The sequence below is a fragment of the Pseudomonas sp. TH37 genome (assembly GCF_016650735.1).
Lineage (GTDB): Bacteria > Pseudomonadota > Gammaproteobacteria > Pseudomonadales > Pseudomonadaceae > Aquipseudomonas > Aquipseudomonas farris.
On sequence record NZ_JAEKFD010000001.1, the window covers coordinates 820,398 to 838,655 of the forward strand.

21 protein-coding genes are annotated in these 18,258 nt (G+C 59.5%); 16 read left to right on the forward strand and 5 right to left on the reverse strand.

The annotated features are described in order from the left end of the window. Window positions 1–230: 230 nt before the first annotated feature. From livH to JFU11_RS03900, 8 genes are all read left to right on the forward strand, one after another. Window positions 231–1,154 (forward strand): high-affinity branched-chain amino acid ABC transporter permease LivH, encoded by a 924-nt coding sequence (livH, locus tag JFU11_RS03865; RefSeq protein ID WP_030128345.1) that lies wholly within the window; start codon window positions 231–233, stop codon window positions 1,152–1,154. Then, on the forward strand, window positions 1,151–2,407 hold the full coding sequence (locus JFU11_RS03870; protein WP_201059831.1) for a high-affinity branched-chain amino acid ABC transporter permease LivM: 1,257 nt from the start codon (window positions 1,151–1,153) through the stop codon (window positions 2,405–2,407). The genes livH and JFU11_RS03870 overlap by 4 nt, the downstream gene beginning before the upstream one ends. After that, window positions 2,404–3,171, forward strand: a complete 768-nt coding sequence (gene livG, locus JFU11_RS03875) for a high-affinity branched-chain amino acid ABC transporter ATP-binding protein LivG (RefSeq protein WP_123719770.1) — start codon at window positions 2,404–2,406, stop codon at window positions 3,169–3,171. Before JFU11_RS03870 ends, livG begins: the two co-directional genes overlap by 4 nt. Beyond that, a complete protein-coding gene (locus JFU11_RS03880) occupies window positions 3,172–3,873 on the forward strand; it encodes an ABC transporter ATP-binding protein (protein ID WP_007906649.1) in 702 nt (233 codons plus the stop codon). 300 nt (window positions 3,874–4,173) lie between these two features. Then, window positions 4,174–4,479 carry a DUF2282 domain-containing protein gene (locus tag JFU11_RS03885; protein WP_201059833.1) on the forward strand — a complete coding sequence of 102 codons (306 nt, stop codon included), beginning with the start codon at window positions 4,174–4,176 and terminating at the stop codon, window positions 4,477–4,479. 25 nt (window positions 4,480–4,504) lie between these two features. Then, on the forward strand, window positions 4,505–5,359 hold the full coding sequence (locus JFU11_RS03890) for a DUF692 domain-containing protein (protein ID WP_123719772.1): 855 nt from the start codon (window positions 4,505–4,507) through the stop codon (window positions 5,357–5,359). Then, complete coding sequence (locus JFU11_RS03895) at window positions 5,356–6,117, forward strand: DNA-binding domain-containing protein (protein ID WP_201059835.1); 762 nt, start codon at window positions 5,356–5,358, stop codon at window positions 6,115–6,117. Before JFU11_RS03890 ends, JFU11_RS03895 begins: the two co-directional genes overlap by 4 nt. Further along, window positions 6,114–6,599 (forward strand): DoxX family protein, encoded by a 486-nt coding sequence (locus JFU11_RS03900; RefSeq protein WP_123719773.1) that lies wholly within the window; start codon window positions 6,114–6,116, stop codon window positions 6,597–6,599. The genes JFU11_RS03895 and JFU11_RS03900 overlap by 4 nt, the downstream gene beginning before the upstream one ends. Window positions 6,600–6,781: 182 nt before the next feature. On the opposite strand, the gene JFU11_RS03905 is transcribed toward JFU11_RS03900, so the two are convergent. Then, window positions 6,782–7,696 (reverse strand): LysR family transcriptional regulator, encoded by a 915-nt coding sequence (locus JFU11_RS03905; protein ID WP_123719774.1) that lies wholly within the window; start codon window positions 7,694–7,696, stop codon window positions 6,782–6,784. A 106-nt stretch (window positions 7,697–7,802) separates the two neighbouring features. On the opposite strand from JFU11_RS03905, the gene JFU11_RS03910 reads away from it, so the two are divergent. From JFU11_RS03910 to JFU11_RS03920, 3 genes are all read left to right on the forward strand, one after another. Further along, complete coding sequence (locus tag JFU11_RS03910; protein WP_038979242.1) at window positions 7,803–8,402, forward strand: short chain dehydrogenase; 600 nt, start codon at window positions 7,803–7,805, stop codon at window positions 8,400–8,402. Between the two features lie 94 nt (window positions 8,403–8,496). Continuing rightward, window positions 8,497–9,162, forward strand: a complete 666-nt coding sequence (locus tag JFU11_RS03915) for a hypothetical protein (RefSeq protein WP_123719775.1) — start codon at window positions 8,497–8,499, stop codon at window positions 9,160–9,162. Between the two features lie 95 nt (window positions 9,163–9,257). Continuing rightward, a complete protein-coding gene (locus JFU11_RS03920) occupies window positions 9,258–10,871 on the forward strand; it encodes an NAD(P)/FAD-dependent oxidoreductase (protein ID WP_052966952.1) in 1,614 nt (537 codons plus the stop codon). A gap of 143 nt (window positions 10,872–11,014) precedes the next feature. On the opposite strand, the gene JFU11_RS03925 is transcribed toward JFU11_RS03920, so the two are convergent. Next, window positions 11,015–12,112, reverse strand: a complete 1,098-nt coding sequence (locus JFU11_RS03925; protein ID WP_201121235.1) for a PLP-dependent cysteine synthase family protein — start codon at window positions 12,110–12,112, stop codon at window positions 11,015–11,017. A gap of 248 nt (window positions 12,113–12,360) precedes the next feature. On the opposite strand from JFU11_RS03925, the gene nhaA reads away from it, so the two are divergent. The 4 genes from nhaA to JFU11_RS03945 all read left to right on the forward strand — a co-directional run bounded on the left by nhaA (window position 12,361) and on the right by JFU11_RS03945 (window position 15,445). Further along, complete coding sequence (nhaA, locus tag JFU11_RS03930; protein WP_123719777.1) at window positions 12,361–13,548, forward strand: Na+/H+ antiporter NhaA; 1,188 nt, start codon at window positions 12,361–12,363, stop codon at window positions 13,546–13,548. Between the two features lie 121 nt (window positions 13,549–13,669). Then, window positions 13,670–14,896, forward strand: a complete 1,227-nt coding sequence (locus JFU11_RS03935; protein ID WP_201121224.1) for a colicin E3/pyocin S6 family cytotoxin — start codon at window positions 13,670–13,672, stop codon at window positions 14,894–14,896. 7 nt (window positions 14,897–14,903) lie between these two features. Beyond that, a complete protein-coding gene (locus JFU11_RS03940; protein WP_201059961.1) occupies window positions 14,904–15,158 on the forward strand; it encodes a colicin E3-like toxin immunity protein in 255 nt (84 codons plus the stop codon). A 56-nt stretch (window positions 15,159–15,214) separates the two neighbouring features. Beyond that, a complete protein-coding gene (locus JFU11_RS03945) occupies window positions 15,215–15,445 on the forward strand; it encodes a hypothetical protein (protein WP_201059838.1) in 231 nt (76 codons plus the stop codon). A 66-nt stretch (window positions 15,446–15,511) separates the two neighbouring features. Here the strand turns inward: JFU11_RS03945 and JFU11_RS03950 are convergent, their stop codons facing one another. Beyond that, complete coding sequence (locus tag JFU11_RS03950) at window positions 15,512–15,976, reverse strand: glycine zipper 2TM domain-containing protein (RefSeq protein WP_095054089.1); 465 nt, start codon at window positions 15,974–15,976, stop codon at window positions 15,512–15,514. A 169-nt stretch (window positions 15,977–16,145) separates the two neighbouring features. Here JFU11_RS03950 and JFU11_RS03955 point away from each other — a divergent pair, with 169 nt between their 5' ends. Beyond that, the gene (locus JFU11_RS03955; RefSeq protein ID WP_052966960.1) at window positions 16,146–16,382 is read left to right on the forward strand and encodes a hypothetical protein; all 237 of its coding nucleotides are present in this window, start codon (window positions 16,146–16,148) and stop codon (window positions 16,380–16,382) included. Between the two features lie 5 nt (window positions 16,383–16,387). Here JFU11_RS03955 and pdxH read toward each other — a convergent pair whose 3' ends face one another. Beyond that, a complete protein-coding gene (gene pdxH / locus JFU11_RS03960) occupies window positions 16,388–17,035 on the reverse strand; it encodes a pyridoxamine 5'-phosphate oxidase (RefSeq protein WP_123719781.1) in 648 nt (215 codons plus the stop codon). A 24-nt stretch (window positions 17,036–17,059) separates the two neighbouring features. Next, the gene (locus JFU11_RS03965) at window positions 17,060–18,163 is read right to left on the reverse strand and encodes an OmpA family protein (protein WP_201059840.1); all 1,104 of its coding nucleotides are present in this window, start codon (window positions 18,161–18,163) and stop codon (window positions 17,060–17,062) included. Between the last annotated feature and the right edge of the window lie 95 nt (window positions 18,164–18,258).

Sequence of the window (18,258 nt, forward strand, 5' to 3'; positions counted from 1 at the left end):
CTTGGCCTGACTGACTGCCAATAAAGCCCACGGCGTGCCGTGGGCTTTGTTTTACGAACGTATTGGGCCGCGCTGGCGTGATCCGCCAGTCTCCCCACCTGAAAATCTCAAAACCGTCATCAGCGGTTCGCTGGCAAACCTCGAATTCGAAGTGGATGCAGATCCACGGGGCTCGAGCGGGAAAATGACTCCACCAGTGAAATGCGTATCAGGTTTTTAGGAGCGCTGTAATGCCTGACATCTATCACTTCTTCCAACAGCTGGTTAACGGTCTGACCGTTGGCAGCACATATGCCCTGATCGCCATCGGCTATACGATGGTTTACGGCATCATTGGAATGATCAACTTCGCCCACGGCGAGGTGTACATGATCGGCTCTTACGTGGCGTTCATCGCCATCGCCGGGCTGGCCATGATGGGACTCGACAGTGTCCCGCTCTTGATGACCGCGGCTTTCATCGCGACCATCGTCGTTACCAGTGCCTACGGTTACAGCATCGAACGGATCGCCTACCGCCCCCTGCGTGGCAGCAACCGTCTGATCCCGCTGATTTCCGCCATCGGCATGTCGATCTTCCTGCAGAACACGGTTCTGCTGGCGCAAGACTCCAAGGACAAATCCATCTCCAACCTGATCCCTGGCAACTTCGCCATCGGGCCAGGTGGCGCACATGAAGTGCTGATTTCCTACATGCAGATCGTGGTGTTCGTGGTGACCCTGGTCGCCATGCTCGGCCTGACGCTGTTCATCTCCCGTTCTCGCCTGGGCCGCGCCTGCCGCGCCTGTGCCGAAGACATCAAGATGGCCAACCTCCTGGGTATCAACACCAACAACATCATCGCCCTGACCTTCGTCATCGGTGCGGCACTGGCGGCCATCGCGGCCGTGCTGCTGAGCATGCAATACGGCGTGATCAACCCGAACGCCGGTTTCCTGGTCGGTCTCAAGGCCTTCACCGCAGCAGTATTGGGCGGTATCGGCAGCATCCCCGGCGCAATGCTCGGCGGGCTGGTGCTTGGGGTGGCGGAAGCCTTTGGTGCCGATATCTTCGGCGACCAATACAAGGACGTCGTGGCGTTCGGTCTATTGGTCCTGGTGTTGTTGTTCCGGCCAACCGGCCTGTTGGGCCGTCCGGAGGTTGAGAAAGTATGACTAGGAATCTTAAACAGGCGTTGTTCAGCGCCTTACTGGTGTGGGCTGTTGCCTACCCGGTACTCGGTCTGAAACTGACCATTGTCGGCATCAACCTCGAAGTCCATGGCACCAGCACTGCAACGCTGATCACCATCGCCGTGTGCTCGGTGCTGATGTTTCTGCGGGTGCTGTTCGACCAGCAGATCAGTTCGGCCTGGAAAGCCTCGCCCAACCTGCCGGTGATGCCGGCCAAGGCCAGTACCTTCCTGACCCTGCCGACCACCCAGCGCTGGATCATCATCGCGTTGATCATCGGTTCTCTGGTCTGGCCGTTCTTCGGCTCCCGCGGGGCGGTGGACATCGCCACCCTGGTGCTGATCTACGTGATGCTCGGCCTGGGCCTGAACATCGTGGTCGGCCTGGCTGGCCTGCTCGACCTCGGTTACGTCGGCTTCTACGCCGTGGGCGCCTACAGCTACGCGCTGCTGTCGCACTACTACGGCCTGAGCTTCTGGATCTGCCTGCCGATCGCCGGGATGATGGCGGCCACGTTTGGCTTCCTGCTCGGTTTCCCGGTACTGCGTTTGCGCGGTGACTACCTGGCGATCGTGACCCTGGGTTTCGGTGAAATCATCCGTCTGTTCCTGCGTAACCTGACCGACCTCACCGGCGGCCCGAACGGCATCAGCAACATTCCCAAGCCAACGCTTTTCGGACTGACCTTCGATAGAACTGCCGCAGACGGACTGCAGACCTTCCACGAGTACTTCGGCCTGACCTACAACCCGGTAAACAAGGTGATCTTCCTTTACCTGATCGCGGTGTTGTTGTCGCTGTTCGCCCTGTTCGTCATCAACCGTCTGCTGCGCATGCCCTTGGGCCGTGCCTGGGAAGCGTTGCGTGAAGACGAAATCGCCTGCCGTGCATTGGGTCTCAATCCTACGGTCATCAAGCTGTCGGCCTTCACCCTCGGTGCTGCGTTCGCCGGTTTCGCCGGTAGCTTCTTCGCCGCGCGCCAAGGCCTGGTGACACCGGAGTCCTTCACCTTCATCGAATCGGCGACCATCCTCGCCATCGTGGTGCTGGGCGGCATGGGCTCGCAACTGGGCGTCGTACTCGCCGCCACGGTGATGATCCTGTTGCCGGAAATGATGCGTGAGTTCAGTGAATACCGCATGTTGATGTTCGGCGCCTTGATGGTGCTGATGATGATCTGGCGTCCTCAAGGTCTGCTGCCGATGCAACGCCCCCACATGGAGCTGCGCAAATGAGCCGTGAGATCCTTAAAGTAGACAACTTGAGCATGCGCTTCGGCGGCTTGCTGGCGGTCAACGGCGTAGCCCTGAGCGTGAAAGAAAAACAGGTGGTGGCATTGATCGGCCCCAACGGCGCCGGCAAGACCACCGTGTTCAACTGCCTGACCGGTTTCTACAAACCGAGCGGCGGCAGCATCCTGCTGGACGGCGAGCCAATCGAAGGCCTGCCTGGCCACAAGATCGCCCTCAAAGGTGTGGTGCGCACCTTCCAGAACGTGCGGCTGTTCAAGGACATGACCGCGGTCGAGAACCTCTTGATCGCCCAGCACCGTCACTTGAACACCAACTTCCTGGCCGGTCTGTTCAAGACGCCGGGCTTTCGCAAAAGCGAACGTGAAGCCATGGAGTTCGCCGAGTACTGGCTGGACAAGGTCAACCTCAAGGAGTTCGCCAACCGTCCGGCCGGCACCCTGGCCTACGGTCAGCAACGTCGTTTGGAAATCGCTCGCTGCATGATGACCCGTCCGCGGATCCTCATGCTCGACGAACCGGCAGCCGGTCTGAACCCGAAGGAAACCGAAGACCTCAAAGCGCTGATCAGCATGCTGCGTGAAGAGCACAACGTCACCGTACTGTTGATCGAACACGACATGAAACTGGTCATGAGCATTTCCGACCACATCGTCGTGATCAACCAGGGCACGCCCCTGGCCGACGGCACGCCGGAACAGATCCGCGACAATCCTGAAGTGATCAAAGCCTACCTGGGGGAAGCGTAAATGCTGCAGTTCGAAAACGTTTCCACCTTCTACGGCAAGATCCAGGCGCTGCACAGCGTCAACGTCGAAGTCCGCCAGGGCGAGATCGTGACCCTGATCGGCGCCAACGGTGCCGGCAAGTCGACCCTGCTGATGACCCTCTGCGGTTCGCCGCAAGCCCACAGCGGCAGCATCCGCTACATGGGCGAAGAGCTCGTCGGCCAGGACTCGTCGCACATCATGCGTAAAAGCATCGCCGTGGTTCCGGAAGGTCGTCGGGTGTTTGCCCGTCTGACCGTGGAAGAGAACCTCGCCATGGGCGGATTCTTCACCGACAAGGGCGATTACCAGGAACAGATGGACAAGGTCCTCGGACTTTTCCCACGCCTGAAAGAACGCTTCGCCCAACGCGGCGGCACCATGTCTGGCGGCGAACAGCAAATGCTCGCCATCGGCCGTGCGCTGATGAGCAAGCCCAAGCTGTTGCTGCTCGACGAGCCATCGCTGGGCCTGGCACCGATCATCATCCAGCAGATCTTCGACATCATCGAACAGCTGCGCAAGGACGGTGTAACGGTGTTTCTGGTTGAGCAAAACGCCAACCAGGCCCTGAAAATCGCCGACCGTGCCTACGTGCTGGAAAACGGCCGTGTAGTGATGACAGGGACAGGTGAAGCGCTGTTGACCGACCCGAAAGTGCGCGAAGCGTATTTGGGTGGTTGAGCCTTAGCGGTAAACAAAAAAACGGCCCTCCCGGCCGTTTTTTTATGCCTGCCACAAACTCAGCAACGATGAAAATCCCCTGTGGGAGCGAGCCTGCTCGCGAAGGCGTTTTCACCTTCACAGAGATGTTGGCTGATCTACCGCTATCGCGAGCAGGCTCGCTCCCACAGGGAATTCGTGTGTTTTGAGAATTACTGAAAAAGTTTTGGGGTGAGCTGTAACGCATCGCCCTGTCGTTTCTCTAGAGCAGTAAGCAAGCACAAACGCTTGCCAATCCAAGCTCAATTTCGGAGAAACATCATGACTGCTACCACCCGCACCCTGTCCGCCACCGCCCTGGTTCTGGCCCTCGGTTCTGCCCTGAGCATCGCCGCTGTCTCCACTGCCCATGCCGCTGACGACAACATGGAAAAATGCTTCGGCGTGGCCATGAAAGGTCACAACGATTGCGCCGCAGGCGCTGGCACCACTTGCGCCGGCACTGCAAAAACCGACTACCAGGCCAATGCCTGGAAACTCGTCCCTAAGGGCACCTGCACCACCACGATGAGCAAAACCTCGCCAACCGGTTTCGGCCAGATGGAAGCCTACAAAGCCAAGTCGTAATCAGAACCCAGCCTGAGTGTCGACCATGAACCATTCATCTTCCGGGCTCCCGCCCCGCTCCGGGCTGGGGCTCAAGACCGAGCACTTTCGTGAAGTGCACGGTGCACAACCGGACATCGGTTTCTTCGAAGTCCACGCCGAAAACTACATGGTGGCCGGCGGCCCGTTTCATCATTTTCTGGGGTTGATCCGCGAGCAATATCCGCTATCGCTACACGGCGTCGGCCTGTCCATTGGTGCCGAAGGTCCGCTGGATAATCAGCACCTGCAAAGACTTGCCGCGCTGATCGAACGCTATCAACCCCAGTCCTTTTCCGAACATCTGGCCTGGTCCAGCCATGGCCCGGTATTCCTCAATGACCTGCTGCCCCTAGCCTACGATGCGCCGACGCTGAACCGCGTCTGCGAGCATATCGATCAGGTGCAGAGCAACCTCAAACGTCCGATGCTGCTGGAGAACCCGGCGACGTATCTGGCGTTCCAGCGCTCGACCATGGATGAGGCTGATTTCATCAGCGAAGTCATTCGCCGCACTGGCTGCGGCCTGCTGCTGGACGTCAACAACGTCTACGTCTCCTGCATCAATCACCAAAGAGATCCGCTGACCTATATCGACGCGCTGCCGCTGCAGGCGGTGGGAGAGATTCATCTGGCCGGGTTTGCCGAAGACACCGACAGCCTCGGCGACCGTCTGCTGATCGACGATCACGGTGCACCCATCGATAACGCGGTATGGGCGCTGTACAGGCAGGTGCTGGATCGAGTTGGCCCGATTGCCACGTTGATCGAACGCGACAACCAATTACCGGCCTTCAGCGTGCTGCACGCCGAAGCCCGCCAGGCTGACGAGTTGCTGCATTGCGCGCGGGGCCGATCATGAGCACTCAAGCCGCGTTTGCCGCCGCCCTGCTCGATCCGCAACGGCCCTGCCCTGACGGCTTGTTCAGTGCCAACGGCGCCGATCCGGCCAGCCGTTTCGCGGTGTATCGCAACAATGTGCAGAGCTCGCTGATCAACGCATTGGCGGATAGCTACCCAGTGCTTTTGCAGTTAGTCGGTGATGATTTTTTCCGGGCGATGGCGGGGTTGTATGTGCAGCGTTGCCCGCCTCAAGGCCCACTCATCAACGACTACGGCAAGGACTTCGCCGAGTTCATCGATAGCTTTGAACCGGCAGCCAGCGTGCCTTATCTGGCCGACATGGCGCGGCTGGAGCGGTTGCGCGTTCAGGCCTATCACGCCGCCGATGCACAGCCCTTGCGCCATGAGCAGATCGCCGCCGCGCTATCGGACCCGCAGGCGCTGAGCGAGCTGACGGTGGGGTTTCATCCCTCCCTGAATCTGCTGACTTCAGCTTTTGCCGTGGTTGCGATCTGGGCCGCGCATCAACAGGACGCGACGCTGGCCGGAATCGACCTCGACCACGGGCAAAACGCGCTGGTGTTGCGCAATGGTCTGGAGGTTGAGGTCTTTGCCATCGACCACGGCGCCAGCATCTTCATTCAGCACCTGCAAAACGGCCAATCCCTGACCCAAGCGTTAGAGACAGAGCCCGCCTTCGACCTCAGCCAAACCCTGGCGCTGCTCATCAGCTACAACGTCATTACCCATTTACACCACAATCAGGTATCGCCATGAACACCCATTGGAACCCCATCGCCCGCGTCATCGCGCTGCTGGAAAAAATCCCCCACAGCCTGATCTCCTTTATCGCGCGCTTTTCCATTGCCGCGGTGTTCTGGAAGTCAGGGCAAACCAAGGTGGAAGGCCTGGCCATCGACTTGATCGACGGTACCTTTCAACTCGGCGTACCAAGGCTGGCGGACTCGACTATTCCGTTGTTCCAGAGCGAATATCACCTGCCGCTGCTCTCCCCGGAACTGGCGGCGCACCTGGCGGCCTTCGCCGAGCATTTCTTTCCGGTGCTGATTCTGATCGGCTTCGCCACACGTTTTTCGGCGCTGGCACTGCTGGGTATGACGCTGACTATTCAGCTGTTTGTATATCCCGATGCCTATCCGACTCACGGCACCTGGGCGGCGGTGTTGCTGTACTTGATGGCGACCGGACCGGGCAAGTTGTCGATTGATCATCTGATTGCCCGACGTTACGCCCGCTAATCCCTACCTCAGAACTCCAGACAATGAAGCCCCACTGTGTGAGCGAGCTTCTGTGGCGAGGGGGCTTGCCCCCGTTCGGCTGCGAAGCAGTCGCAAAGCTTTTGGGGCCGCTTCGCGACCCAACGGGGGCAAGCCCCCTCGCCACAGAAGCTCGCTCCCACAGGGGGTTGCGTGGTGAGACGTCATCGTTGAAGCCGATCCAATGCCTCGCCACTGCGCTTGAACCAACCCATCAGATGATCCGCCAGCACTTGGGTGCGCTTCGGCAAACCACCTTGATACGGGTGCACCAGGTACATCGGCATGCTGCGGGTCTGATAATCGCGCAGGAGCCAGCGCAAACGCCCGTCAGCCAATTCCTCTTGCAGCAAGTACGACGGCAAACGTGCAATGCCCGCATCTGCCAGCGCGGCTTTCTTCAAGAGGTTGTAATGGTTGCTGGCAAACGGCCCCGACACTCGCACCCGCAGTAACTCGTGCTGTTGGTGATAGAGCCATTCTTCCCGGCCGCTGTAATGGCTGTTGAGCAGGCAGCGGTGTTCCGCCAGTGCCTGAGGCGTCAGTGGTTCGCCGAATCGCTCAAGGTACGCAGGACTGGCGCAGGTCATCTCGTGCCAGGCCAACAGCGGACGGGCGACCAGGCGTTCGTCGTTAGCCACTTCCGAGCGGATCGCCAGGTCGAAACCGTCCCGGGACAGGTCACGGTAGTTATTGTTGAGCTCCAGTTCGATCTGCACCTCGGGGTACTGCCGGGAAAACTCCAGCAGCGCGCCGTCAAAGAAGGTTTCCCCCAGTGAAACCGGAACCGTCATCCGCACCGGGCCGGCCATGTCGTCTTTCAACCGCGCCAAAGCCTGACGCGCCCGCTCGACTTGAATCACCAGCGCCTGGGCTTGCGGCAACAGCGCCGCACCCGCTGCCGTCAGGCTCAAGCGGCGCGTGGTGCGTTGCAGCAACACCACAGCAAACCGCGTTTCCAGCAGGCTGATGCGTTTGGAGAGTTGCCCTTTGCTGCAACCCAGTTGCTGGGCGGCCAAGGTGAAACTGCCCGCCTCGATCAACACCGCGAATGCCGCCAAGTCGTCCATTTCGCTCATGGGATTGTTTCCATTTGAAAACCAAAGGTTGCCTATTAGCCCGCTTATCAATGGAAAAAACCACTCTAAACTTAAGTTTAAATCCAACCCATTCAGGTACAGCACGATGAAAATTCTTTTGATTGGCGCCTCTGGCACCGTCGGCTCGGCGATTGACCATGAACTGTCCCAGCGCCACGAAATCATCCGTATCGGCCGTAAAAGCGGTGAGTTCCAGGTCGACATCAGTGACAGCGCCTCGATCCGCAAATTGTTCCAACAGACCGGCAACTTTGATGCCCTGATCTGCGCCGCTGGCAGCGTCAACTTCGTGCCGCTGGCGACTATGACCGAACAAGACTTCGAGCTCGGCTTGCGGGACAAGCTGATGGGCCAGGTCAACTTGCTGCTGATCGGCCGGGAATTCGCCAATGATGGTGCGTCATTCACCTTCACCACCGGCATCCTCAGCCACGATCCGATTCGTACCGGCAGCTCGGCCTCCATGGTCAACGGCGCCCTGGACAGCTTCGTCCGTGCAGCGGCGATCGAACTGCCGCGCGGCTTGCGCATCAACTCGGTCAGCCCGAATGTGCTAGTCGAAGCAATGGGCAGCTACGCCCCGTACTTTCGTGGTTTCAAACCGGTTCCCGCCGCCGAAGTAGCGCTGGCCTACGCCAAAAGCGTGGAAGGCTTACAGACCGGTCAGACTTACCGCGTCGGCTAAACCAAACACGACCCGTAGGAACGCGAGGACATTGCAGGGTTGTGATGAGCGGTCAGGCTAAGTAACGTGGCGACACTTGTCAGGAGACTCAAAGATGCGTGTTGCCCGTTCCTTAGTGCTTGTTGCCCTGCTTCCGCTGTTCGCCGCCTGCCAGTTGCTTGATGGCCCGCGCGAAAGTGCTTCCCATGTGGGCCAGACCCGCATGCAGGGCCAGTTGACGGCGGCCGACGGCAAGTTGCTGTTCCAGCCGTGCAATGAGCAGCGCAGTTATGTGGTCAACGACACCGGCGGCACCAGCGTCCTGCAAGAGGCCGCGGCCCTGGCCGACGACCAAGGCAAGTTGTTTGCCGACGTGCGTGGCCGGATCGTTGCCGGTGGTGCCGATAGCCGGCTCGATCTGGAGCAGCTGTACCGAGTCGAACGCTCGGGCACAGCGTGCGACGATCCCAATTTCAAACAGCTGACTCTGCGCGCCGCCGGCCATGGCCCTGAATGGAACGTCAAAGTCAGTGGCAAAGGCATGGTCATCGACCGCGCCGGCCAGCCGCCCTTGGCCCTGCCGTACGTTGAAGAGCAACTGGGCGACGGCCGCTTCAACCTCAGCACCGAAGCCAATAATCAGCGCATCGAGCTCTGGGTCGCGCCGCAACGTTGTGTCGACAGCAGCACCGGCAGCGTGCAGCACATGAGCGCCGAGCTGCGCATCGATGGCCAGGTGCAACGCGGCTGTGGGTATTTTGGCGGATCGCGTAACGACTGATCGTTTTTGCCTCACGGGAATCATCCTTTGAGGCTTATAATCGCGGGCTTCAAACGCCTTGGCGCAGTTGTGCGCCCCGCGAACCGGATCCCGTCATGTTACGAATCACCGAACTCAAGCTGCCGATCGACCATCCCGAAGAAGACCTGCGCCCTGCCATCGTGCAGCGCCTGGGCATCGCCAGTGATGACCTGCTCGATTTCACCTTGTTCAAGCGCAGCTACGATGCGCGCAAAAAGTCCTCCGAACTGTGCTTCATCTACACCATCGACCTTAACGTTCGCGATGAGGCGTCGGTGCTGCACACATTCGCCGATGACCGTAACGTCAACGTGGCGCCGGATGTCAGCTACAAAGTGGTCGGCCAGGCGCCGGCTGATCTTGAGCAACGTCCTGTCGTCGTGGGTTTCGGCCCGTGCGGAATCTTCGCCGGCCTGCTGCTGGCGCAGATGGGCTTCAAGCCGATCATCCTCGAACGCGGCACCGAAGTGCGTCAGCGCACCAAGGACACCTGGGGCCTGTGGCGTAAAAGCGTGCTCAACCCCGAGTCCAACGTGCAATTCGGTGAAGGCGGCGCGGGGACGTTCTCCGACGGCAAGCTCTACAGCCAGATCAAAGACCCGAAATTCATCGGTCGCAAAGTCTTGCACGAGTTCGTCAAGGCCGGCGCGCCGGAAGAAATCCTCTACGTCAGCAAACCGCACATCGGTACGTTCCGTCTGACCGGTGTAGTCGAAAACATGCGTGAGCAGATTCGCGCCATGGGCGGCGAAGTGCGCTTCCAGCAGCGCGTCACCGATGTGTTGATCGAGGACGGCCAACTGGTCGGTGTCGAGCTCAATGGCGGCGAGCAGATCCATTCGAAACACGTGATTCTGGCCCTCGGCCACAGCGCCCGGGACACCTTCCGCATGCTCCACGGCCGTGGCGTGTACATGGAGGCCAAGCCGTTCTCGGTGGGTTTCCGCATCGAGCACCCACAATCGCTGATCGACCGCGCGCGCCTGGGCAAATACGCCGGGCACCCGAAACTCGGCGCTGCCGACTACAAACTGGTGCACCACGCCAGCAACGGTCGTTCGGTCTACAGCTTCTGCATGTGCCCGGGCGGCACCGTGGTGGCGGCGACTTCCGAGCCGAACCGCGTGGTCACCAACGGCATGAGCCAGTACTCGCGTAACGAGCGCAACGCCAACTCCGGGATCGTCGTCGGGATCACCCCGGAAGTCGATTATCCAGGTGGCCCGTTGGCTGGCATCGAGTTGCAGGAACGCCTGGAATCCCACGCCTTTGTGCTGGGCGGCAGCAATTACGAAGCGCCGGCGCAACTGGTTGGCGACTTCATCGCAGGCAAGCCATCCACTGAATTGGGCAGCGTCGAGCCGTCCTACAAACCGGGTGTCGCCTTGGGTGATTTGGCCCTGGCTTTGCCGGCGTTCGCCATCGAAGCGATTCGCGAAGCCTTGCCGGCGTTCGAGAAGCAGATTCGTGGCTACTCGTTGCACGACGCCGTGTTGACCGGGATCGAGACGCGCACGTCATCGCCGCTGCGGATTACCCGTAACGAGTCGATGCAGAGTTTGAACGTGAAAGGCTTGTTCCCGGCCGGTGAAGGCGCGGGTTATGCGGGCGGGATTTTGTCGGCGGGTGTCGATGGCATTCGGATTGCCGAAGCGGTGGCCCGAGACATTCTTGGCCTGGAGGCCTGATACACAAATACCGAAACAACACATTACCTGTGGGAGCGGGCTTGCCCGCGATAGCGGTGGATCAGTCAACATCTCTGTTGAATTTGAATCCGCCATCGCGGGCAAGCCCGGCTCCCACAAGGGTCTTCAGTGTCTGAAACATCTCAGATATTGGCGCGCAACACGCTGGCCGGCAGCGGCTCGCCGCGCTCGACGCTGGCCGCCACGGCATCCATCAACCCACTCAATTCATACCCCTGGGCCTTGAGCCAGGCCTGATCGTAATAGGTGGTGGCATAGCGCTCGCCGCCATCGCACAAAATCGCCACGATCGACCCCGACTCCCCCGCCGCCACCATCTGCTGGGCTGCCATCAAGGCGCCGATCAGGTTGGTCCCGCTCGATCCGCCGACCCGTCGCCCCAAACGCTGCGCCAGGTAATGCATGGCCGCCAGCGACAACGCGTCCGGTACTTTGACCATCGCATCGATCACCTTGGGCAGGAACGACGCTTCCACCCGCGGCCGACCAATGCCTTCAATCCGTGACCCGCAATCCAGGCGCAGGCTGGCATCGCCGGTCTGGTAATAATCGAAGAACACCGAACGCTCGGCATCGGCGCACAGCACGCGGGTGCAGTGCTGGCGATAGCGCACATAACGGCCGAGCGTCGCGGTGGTGCCGCCGGTGCCGGGGCTGGAAATCAGCCAACTCGGTTCCGGGTGCAGCTCGAAGCGCATCTGCTGGAAGATCGATTCGGCGATGTTGTTGTTCGCGCGCCAGTCGGTGGCGCGTTCGGCGTAGGTGAACTGGTCGATGAAGTGCCCGTCATGTTCGCGAGCCAGGCGTTCGGACTCGGCGTAGATCTGCGTCGGATCGTCCACCAAATGGCTCTTGCCACCATAAAAAGCGATCTGCGCGATCTTCTCCTTGGACGTGGTCGCGGGCATCACCGCAATGAACGGTAACCCCAGCAACCGGGCGAAGTACGCCTCGGAAATCGCCGTCGAACCGCTGGAGGCTTCGATCACTGGCGCACCGGGTTTGAGCCAGCCGTTACACAGGGCGTAGAGGAACAACGAGCGCGCCAGCCGATGTTTCAGGCTGCCGGTGGGATGGCTCGACTCATCCTTGAAATACAACTCGATGCCCGGCAACCCCGGCAGCGGCAAGGGGATCAGGTGGGTATCGGCGCTGCGCTGGAAGTCGGCTTCGATGATCCGGATGGCTTCGCGGGCCCACTGTCGGTTGTCGTTCATGATCGTTTTCTCGTTGAATCTGGCAATGAGTCGGCCTTGTCGCAAGGCTCAGCCCACAAGCTTAGGAAAGAAGCTACATCATGCACAGATACAGCTGAGGTCCAATACGTCCGGCAACTGCTAGGCTCAGGCCTTTGCTGACCGTCCGCGTTGTAACGGCATATAACAAAAAAGAATATAACTTTTGTTTTAACAACTAACGGTACGGGTTAGGGTGTGCCACCTTTTGAATTCATCGATGGAGAGCGACCTTGCCTCTGCGTAGCACGTTCACGCGTTTCTTTCAGTTGGAAGCTGCCAGCGGTCTGTTATTGATCGCCGCGGCCGCTCTCGCCCTGATCATCAACAATTCATCGCTGTCGTGGCTCTATAGCGGCTTGCTGGACACCCCCGTGGTGGCTCAGATCGGCGCGCTGAAAATCGCCAAGCCACTGCTGCTGTGGATCAACGATGGCCTGATGGCCCTGTTCTTCCTGCTGATCGGCCTGGAAGTGAAACGTGAGGTCCTCGACGGCCAGCTGTCAAAACCATCGCAGATCGTGTTGCCCGGCGCGGCGGCGATTGGCGGCATGGTGGTGCCGGCGCTGATCTACTGGTTCCTCAACCGCGACAACCCGTCCGCCTTGGGTGGCTGGGCCATTCCGACCGCCACCGACATCGCCTTCGCCCTCGGCGTACTGGCCCTGCTGGGTAAACGCGTGCCTGTGTCGCTGAAACTGTTCCTCATGACCCTGGCGATCATCGACGACCTGGGCGCGATCATCATCATCGCGATCTTCTATTCCGGCGCACTGTCGACCTTGTCCCTGGCATTGGCTGCGGCCTGCATCGCGGCCTTGATCGGGATGAACCGACTCGGCGTGGTCAAGCTCGGGCCGTACATGATCATCGGGCTGATCCTCTGGGTCTGCGTGCTCAAGAGCGGTGTACACGCCACGCTGGCAGGCGTGACCCTGGCCTTCTGCATTCCCCTGCGCACAAAAAACGCTGAGCCTTCGCCACTGCTGACCCTGGAACATGCCCTGCATCCGTGGGTGGCCTACGGCATTCTGCCGCTGTTTGCCTTCGCCAACGCCGGCCTGTCACTGAGCGGCGTGACCGTCGAAAGCTTCACCCACGACGTGCCGATGGGCATCGCCGTCGGCCTGCTGCTGGGCAAGACCATCGGAGTCTTCGGCCTGACCTGGCTGGCGGTAAAAATCGGCATCGCCACCCTGCCCCAAGGCGCCAACTGGGGTCAGGTTCTGGGCGTGGCGATCCTCTGCGGCATCGGTTTCACCATGAGCCTGTTCGTCGGCTCCCTGGCCTTCGTGCCCGGCAGCAGTGAATACGCCGGGATGGATCGAATGGGGATTCTGACCGGCTCGATACTGGCGGCATTGATCGGTTATGCGGTGACAGCGGCGGCGAGTCGCAAAAGCACTGCGCTGCAGTCCTGAACGATAGAGAACACTCTTAGCGACATTCAGGATTCGTCCTACAGCCACGATTAGCCACGTTCGTTAACGTCGCGCAGCCCCTCTTTCGGGGGTTGCCGATGGACGAGCGAAAGGACAATCAGTGGCTGGCAACAAGGACATTCCCCGGGTTCAAAACCCACCATCAGGCGACGGGCATTACGTCACCCACCGCTACATGCCTGCCACTGAATTGGCCGAGCGGGACGCCAGGCAAAACGCCTACGACGCCATGCTCGCCAGGCAGCAGATCTTCGAAGACAGCCTTCAAGTCACTGCGAAAAAGGACGACGTTGCCCGCGCGGGATGCGTATTCGCCAAGTCCTGCAAGCTGCCCGACGCAATCATCGACTACACGAACCCCTCCGGCGTTGTTCCGACTGACAGCCTGAAAGACTACGGCGAGCTGGTTCTGCTCGGTGCTCGCGAGGCCGATGAAAGCGGTGTCGTGCTGCTCAAGAAAATCAGTGGCACTGCGATTCCGACAGGTTTCGGCAGCTTTGCTTTGACCGGCTCAGCGTTCGCCGCACTGCCCGCAGTCGCCGCCAGCACCGCTGCGGCCACCTTGGCAGGCTTGGTGGCCCTGGTCATACCGTCGAGCCTTGGCGACAGCTCGCTCTACACCGAAGATCAACTACGCGCCCTTAAACAGGCCCGCACCCGCGTGCGCCTGCGGGTCGAGCAACAGGCTGACGGCAGTCTCAAGGGATACGGGTTCTACACCGGCAAAAACCGTGACTGGGAAATGGTCGATGTCGTGCAATTCACCTTGCGTGGCAGTCAGCATGTGGCTGACCTTGGGGACGGCGTTGAGTTGATCTGGACACCGGTCGAGGATGGTTCAAACGTCCTCGGCATCCCCGCTTTGGAAGCCGCACCACAAGCGCCGCACATCTGGGTTTATCCGCCAACTAAGGCGGCTGACAGCATCATCGTGAATCCGGTGTACCCGCCTGAGTACAAGGATTTCATTCTTGTGTTTCCGGTTGGTTCCGGAGTGTCGCCGCTATATGTTGTGGTCAGCGCTCCTCGTAAAGGCTTGCCAACAGCTGGTCACAGGTATCATCCAGCGCCAAAAACTGAGGATATCAGTGCATTTCCTGGTCTAAAAAAAGCCAAGAAAAAGAACCCCGTCGTAGGTGGTGGAGGACTTAGAGAGCGTTGGACTGATGCAAAGGGCAAAACGATCTACGAATGGGACTCGATGCATGGTGAGCTGGAGGTATATCGCGCAAGTAATGGGAGCCATTTGGGAGCATTTGACGCCGTAACGGGTGAGCGACGCGATGATGCTAAAAATGAACGAAACATCAAGAAAAAATACTTGTGAGACGAAGATGGGACTGAAGCTACGGTTGGAATGGTATGACAAGCAAACCGAAATTTGTCAGGGCGAAGAGTCCTCTAAAGATTTAGGTGACGATGAGTCAATTCTTGATGCTCTCGGCATCCCCGTCGAAAACAATATTAACAATGGAGGTTTTGATGTTGGCAGCCATTGGATCGATATTATTCAACCCCACTTTCGCCACCTAGTTGACCTAGGCACCCACGATTACCAACTATCTTTCGATTACCGCGAGAGCTGGTGATCCAGTCGAGGCACTTGGCCTACCTTTAACTGGATGTCCTCAGGAGACACCGAGTTTTGATTTATCGCGTAGAAGCGTTCGATATCGAAACCGAATTCCTCGCGTTCGAGGAAGATTTACCCGACGGATCGGATGACCAACTGAAAGTCATCATGGGCTGGACTTCAGACCAACAAGGCTGGGAAGGCTATAACCTGTCCCAGTTGCAACTGTCAGCGATCGAAGGGCTGATAGGAAAGCCCATCCACGACTCAAACCATTACTTCCAACTCACGTGCAATGCGTGAAGGCAACAGACACAAAAAACCCCGACCAGTCACCTGATCGGGGTTTTCTTTTACCCTTCGCTCCGCTTAGTGCGCAACGCGGCTCGTACCATCAACAGTGGCGATCCGCACCCGCTCACCCACACGGAACACTTCGTTTGGCTGAACTTCCTGCACGTAGGCGCGCATACTGCCATCGTCTTCGCGCACGGTGATTTCAACACCTTGCGTACGGGTCAGGCCTTCTTCGGCAGCCGAGCCCATCAGGCCGCCGGCGACAGCGCCGATGACCGCTGCGACGATACTGCCGCGACCGCCGCCGATGGCGCTACCGCCGACACCACCCACGACTGCACCGGCGGCGCTGCCGATCGGGGTTTTGGTGCCTTCGATTTTCACCGGACGCAGGGCTTCGATGGTACCCATGCGAATCGTCTGCACACGACGCGCTTCGTCACGGGAGTAGGAGTCACCGGTCAAGCTCGATTGGCAGCCAGTGAGCAACATCGCCATCGTGGAAAAGGAAGCAACCAGCAGAACAGACTTACGCATAGCATCAAACTCCATAGGACAGGTATCCATTAAACTCCGCAGCTTGACGCCTGTCACGACTTCACCCGGATAAAATTGGTTTCATTCAGGCCCGATACAGGCGCTTTTTCGAACTCACCACACAGTAGCGTCAAATTACAAAATCTGCGCCGCTGCCCCAAGGATTTTCATGGATTACTTCATCATTGTCGTCACGACCGTCGCCGGCTTGTACTTCCATTGGTGGCTGTACGTGCGGATCAAACGCTGGATGGACCGTGATCTGGCGTTGTCACTGGCGGGTAAAGACCAACAGAAAAGAGCCTTTATGCTCCAGCAACTGGCGAACGCTCAAACGCAGAAGATCAAGCGGCGGGACCTGCCTCAGTGGCTGGAGGCCGCTGCGGCAGGGTATCCCGATCGGTAGACTATTTACGGCGCCAGGCGTTCACGAACCCAGTCGGCGCCTTGCAAGCGGTAGTTGAGGCGATCGTGCAGACGGCTCGGACGGCCCTGCCAGAATTCGATGCGCTCGGGTAGCAAGCGATAGCCGCCCCAGTGCTCGGGGCAGTGAGGCTGAGTATCGCTGAAACGTTGCTCGGTGTTCTTGAGCAGCGCTTCCAGCTCGGCGCGATCAGCAATCACCCGGCTCTGGGGCGAGGCCCAGGCACCGAGACGACTGCCCAGAGGACGAACCTGATAGTAGGCGTCGGACTCTTCAGGCGTGACCTTCACCACCCGCCCTTCGATGCGTACCTGGCGCTCCAGGGCTGGCCAGAAGAACGTCATGGCCGCAAATGGATTGGCTGCCAGTTGCTGACCCTTGTCGCTTTCGTAGTTGGTGAAGAAGGTGAAGCCCTGCTCGTCCAACCCCTTGAGCAGCAGGATGCGGCAATGCGGCCGACCGTCCTGATCGACGGTGGCCAGCGTCATGGCATTCGCCTCCACCGGCACCTGCTCGGTTTTCACCGCATCGGCAAACCACTGGTGGAACAGCGCGAACGGCTCGGCCGGGGCTTGCGCCTCGGTCAGGCCATCTCGGGTGTAGTCGCGACGCATATCTGCCAAGGGCCGGGTCATGGCGCATTCCTTTTGGTTAACGAATCACTTCTTTGTGTCATCGGCGACAGCGACTTTCTTGGTGTCGACAGCGGCTTTGGCGGGCGCAGTCTTTTTCACCACTGCTTTTTTGGCTGGAGCCTTGACAGCCGCTTTCTTGGCCGGTGCCTTTTTCGTCGCCGGCACAGCCGCTTTCTTCGCTGCAGGAGCCGGGGTCACAGGCTTGGCCACTGGCTTGATGTCTTGCGCAGCGACCATAGTTTTCACCGGTGCAGGAGCCGGCATGTTGTACTTGCTCAGCAACGCGACCATGGTGTTTGCCGGTGTTACCAACAGCTCGACGCGACGGTTCAAGGCACGACCTTCAGAACTGTCGTTGGCGGCACGCGGAGCCTCACCACCCATGCCGCGCAGCATCAGGCGATCACGCTGCAGACCGCTGAGACGGAAGATCGCCGCCACTGCCTGGGCGCGTTCCTGGCTCAGCTTCACGTTGGCCGGTGCGGCGCCCGACGTATCACTGTGACCGAGTACCAGCACGGCAGTCTTTGGATCGACTTCGAGGATTTTCGCGACACGGGTGAATGGACCGAGGGTCACCGGCAGCAGCATGGACGGACGGTCAGGGTTGAACGAGCCTTCTACCGGTGCCGTGACGACCAGTACGTTCTCGCGGCGCTCAAGTTTCAGGTTGCTGTCCTTGATCGCTTCGCGCAGGCGCGGTTCGTAGTCGTCGAGCCAGGCCTGGGTGACTTTCGGGTCGGGCATCGGCACGGCCTTGGCGGTGCTCTGCTCCTTGCCGCCGAACGGCCACCACCAGTTGCCACCGGCATCGGCTTCAGCCTTGGCTGCAACGGCCGGTTTGGCTTCAGGTTTAACTTCCGGCTTCACGTCCGGTTTGGCCACTTTGTCGGCAGCGTCATCGGAACCGAACGGCCAGTACCAAGGGGATGCACTGTCAGCCTTGGCGACGGGTGCTGTTGCAGCCGGTTTTAGCGGGGCCGGGGCCGGGGCCGGCTCTTTGGTCGCAACCTTGTCGGATGAACCGAACGGCCACCAGCTGCCGCCGTCTGCGTCATTTTGTGGGGTTTGTGCGCAACCGGTGATAGCGAAGCACAGGGCCAGGGCGAGAGTTTTATTGGATGACATTGGATATCCACAAAATGAAGTAATGAAGAATCAGACCGGGTTAGCCCGGATAAACAGCGCTTTGAAACCACAAAGGCTTTCGGGTTCCAGCCCTG

Bases quoted from the DNA above. Each gene is read 5' to 3' on its own strand.
- JFU11_RS03915 (WP_123719775.1), top strand. From the start codon at position 8,497: ATGCGTGTTGCCCGTTCCTTAGTGCTTGTTGCCCTGCTTCCGCTGTTC.
- JFU11_RS03920 (WP_052966952.1), top strand. From the start codon at position 9,258: ATGTTACGAATCACCGAACTCAAGCTGCCGATCGACCATCCCGAAGAA.
- JFU11_RS03955 (WP_052966960.1), top strand. From the start codon at position 16,146: ATGGATTACTTCATCATTGTCGTCACGACCGTCGCCGGCTTGTACTTC.
- JFU11_RS03965 (WP_201059840.1), bottom strand. From the start codon at position 18,163: ATGTCATCCAATAAAACTCTCGCCCTGGCCCTGTGCTTCGCTATCACC.
- JFU11_RS03950 (WP_095054089.1), bottom strand. From the start codon at position 15,976: ATGCGTAAGTCTGTTCTGCTGGTTGCTTCCTTTTCCACGATGGCGATG.
- JFU11_RS03890 (WP_123719772.1), top strand. From the start codon at position 4,505: ATGAACCATTCATCTTCCGGGCTCCCGCCCCGCTCCGGGCTGGGGCTC.
- JFU11_RS03900 (WP_123719773.1), top strand. From the start codon at position 6,114: ATGAACACCCATTGGAACCCCATCGCCCGCGTCATCGCGCTGCTGGAA.
- JFU11_RS03880 (WP_007906649.1), top strand. From the start codon at position 3,172: ATGCTGCAGTTCGAAAACGTTTCCACCTTCTACGGCAAGATCCAGGCG.
- JFU11_RS03905 (WP_123719774.1), bottom strand. From the start codon at position 7,696: ATGAGCGAAATGGACGACTTGGCGGCATTCGCGGTGTTGATCGAGGCG.
- JFU11_RS03910 (WP_038979242.1), top strand. From the start codon at position 7,803: ATGAAAATTCTTTTGATTGGCGCCTCTGGCACCGTCGGCTCGGCGATT.
- pdxH (WP_123719781.1), bottom strand. From the start codon at position 17,035: ATGACCCGGCCCTTGGCAGATATGCGTCGCGACTACACCCGAGATGGC.
- JFU11_RS03870 (WP_201059831.1), top strand. From the start codon at position 1,151: ATGACTAGGAATCTTAAACAGGCGTTGTTCAGCGCCTTACTGGTGTGG.
- JFU11_RS03885 (WP_201059833.1), top strand. From the start codon at position 4,174: ATGACTGCTACCACCCGCACCCTGTCCGCCACCGCCCTGGTTCTGGCC.
- livH (WP_030128345.1), top strand. From the start codon at position 231: ATGCCTGACATCTATCACTTCTTCCAACAGCTGGTTAACGGTCTGACC.
- livG (WP_123719770.1), top strand. From the start codon at position 2,404: ATGAGCCGTGAGATCCTTAAAGTAGACAACTTGAGCATGCGCTTCGGC.
- JFU11_RS03895 (WP_201059835.1), top strand. From the start codon at position 5,356: ATGAGCACTCAAGCCGCGTTTGCCGCCGCCCTGCTCGATCCGCAACGG.
- JFU11_RS03940 (WP_201059961.1), top strand. From the start codon at position 14,904: ATGGGACTGAAGCTACGGTTGGAATGGTATGACAAGCAAACCGAAATT.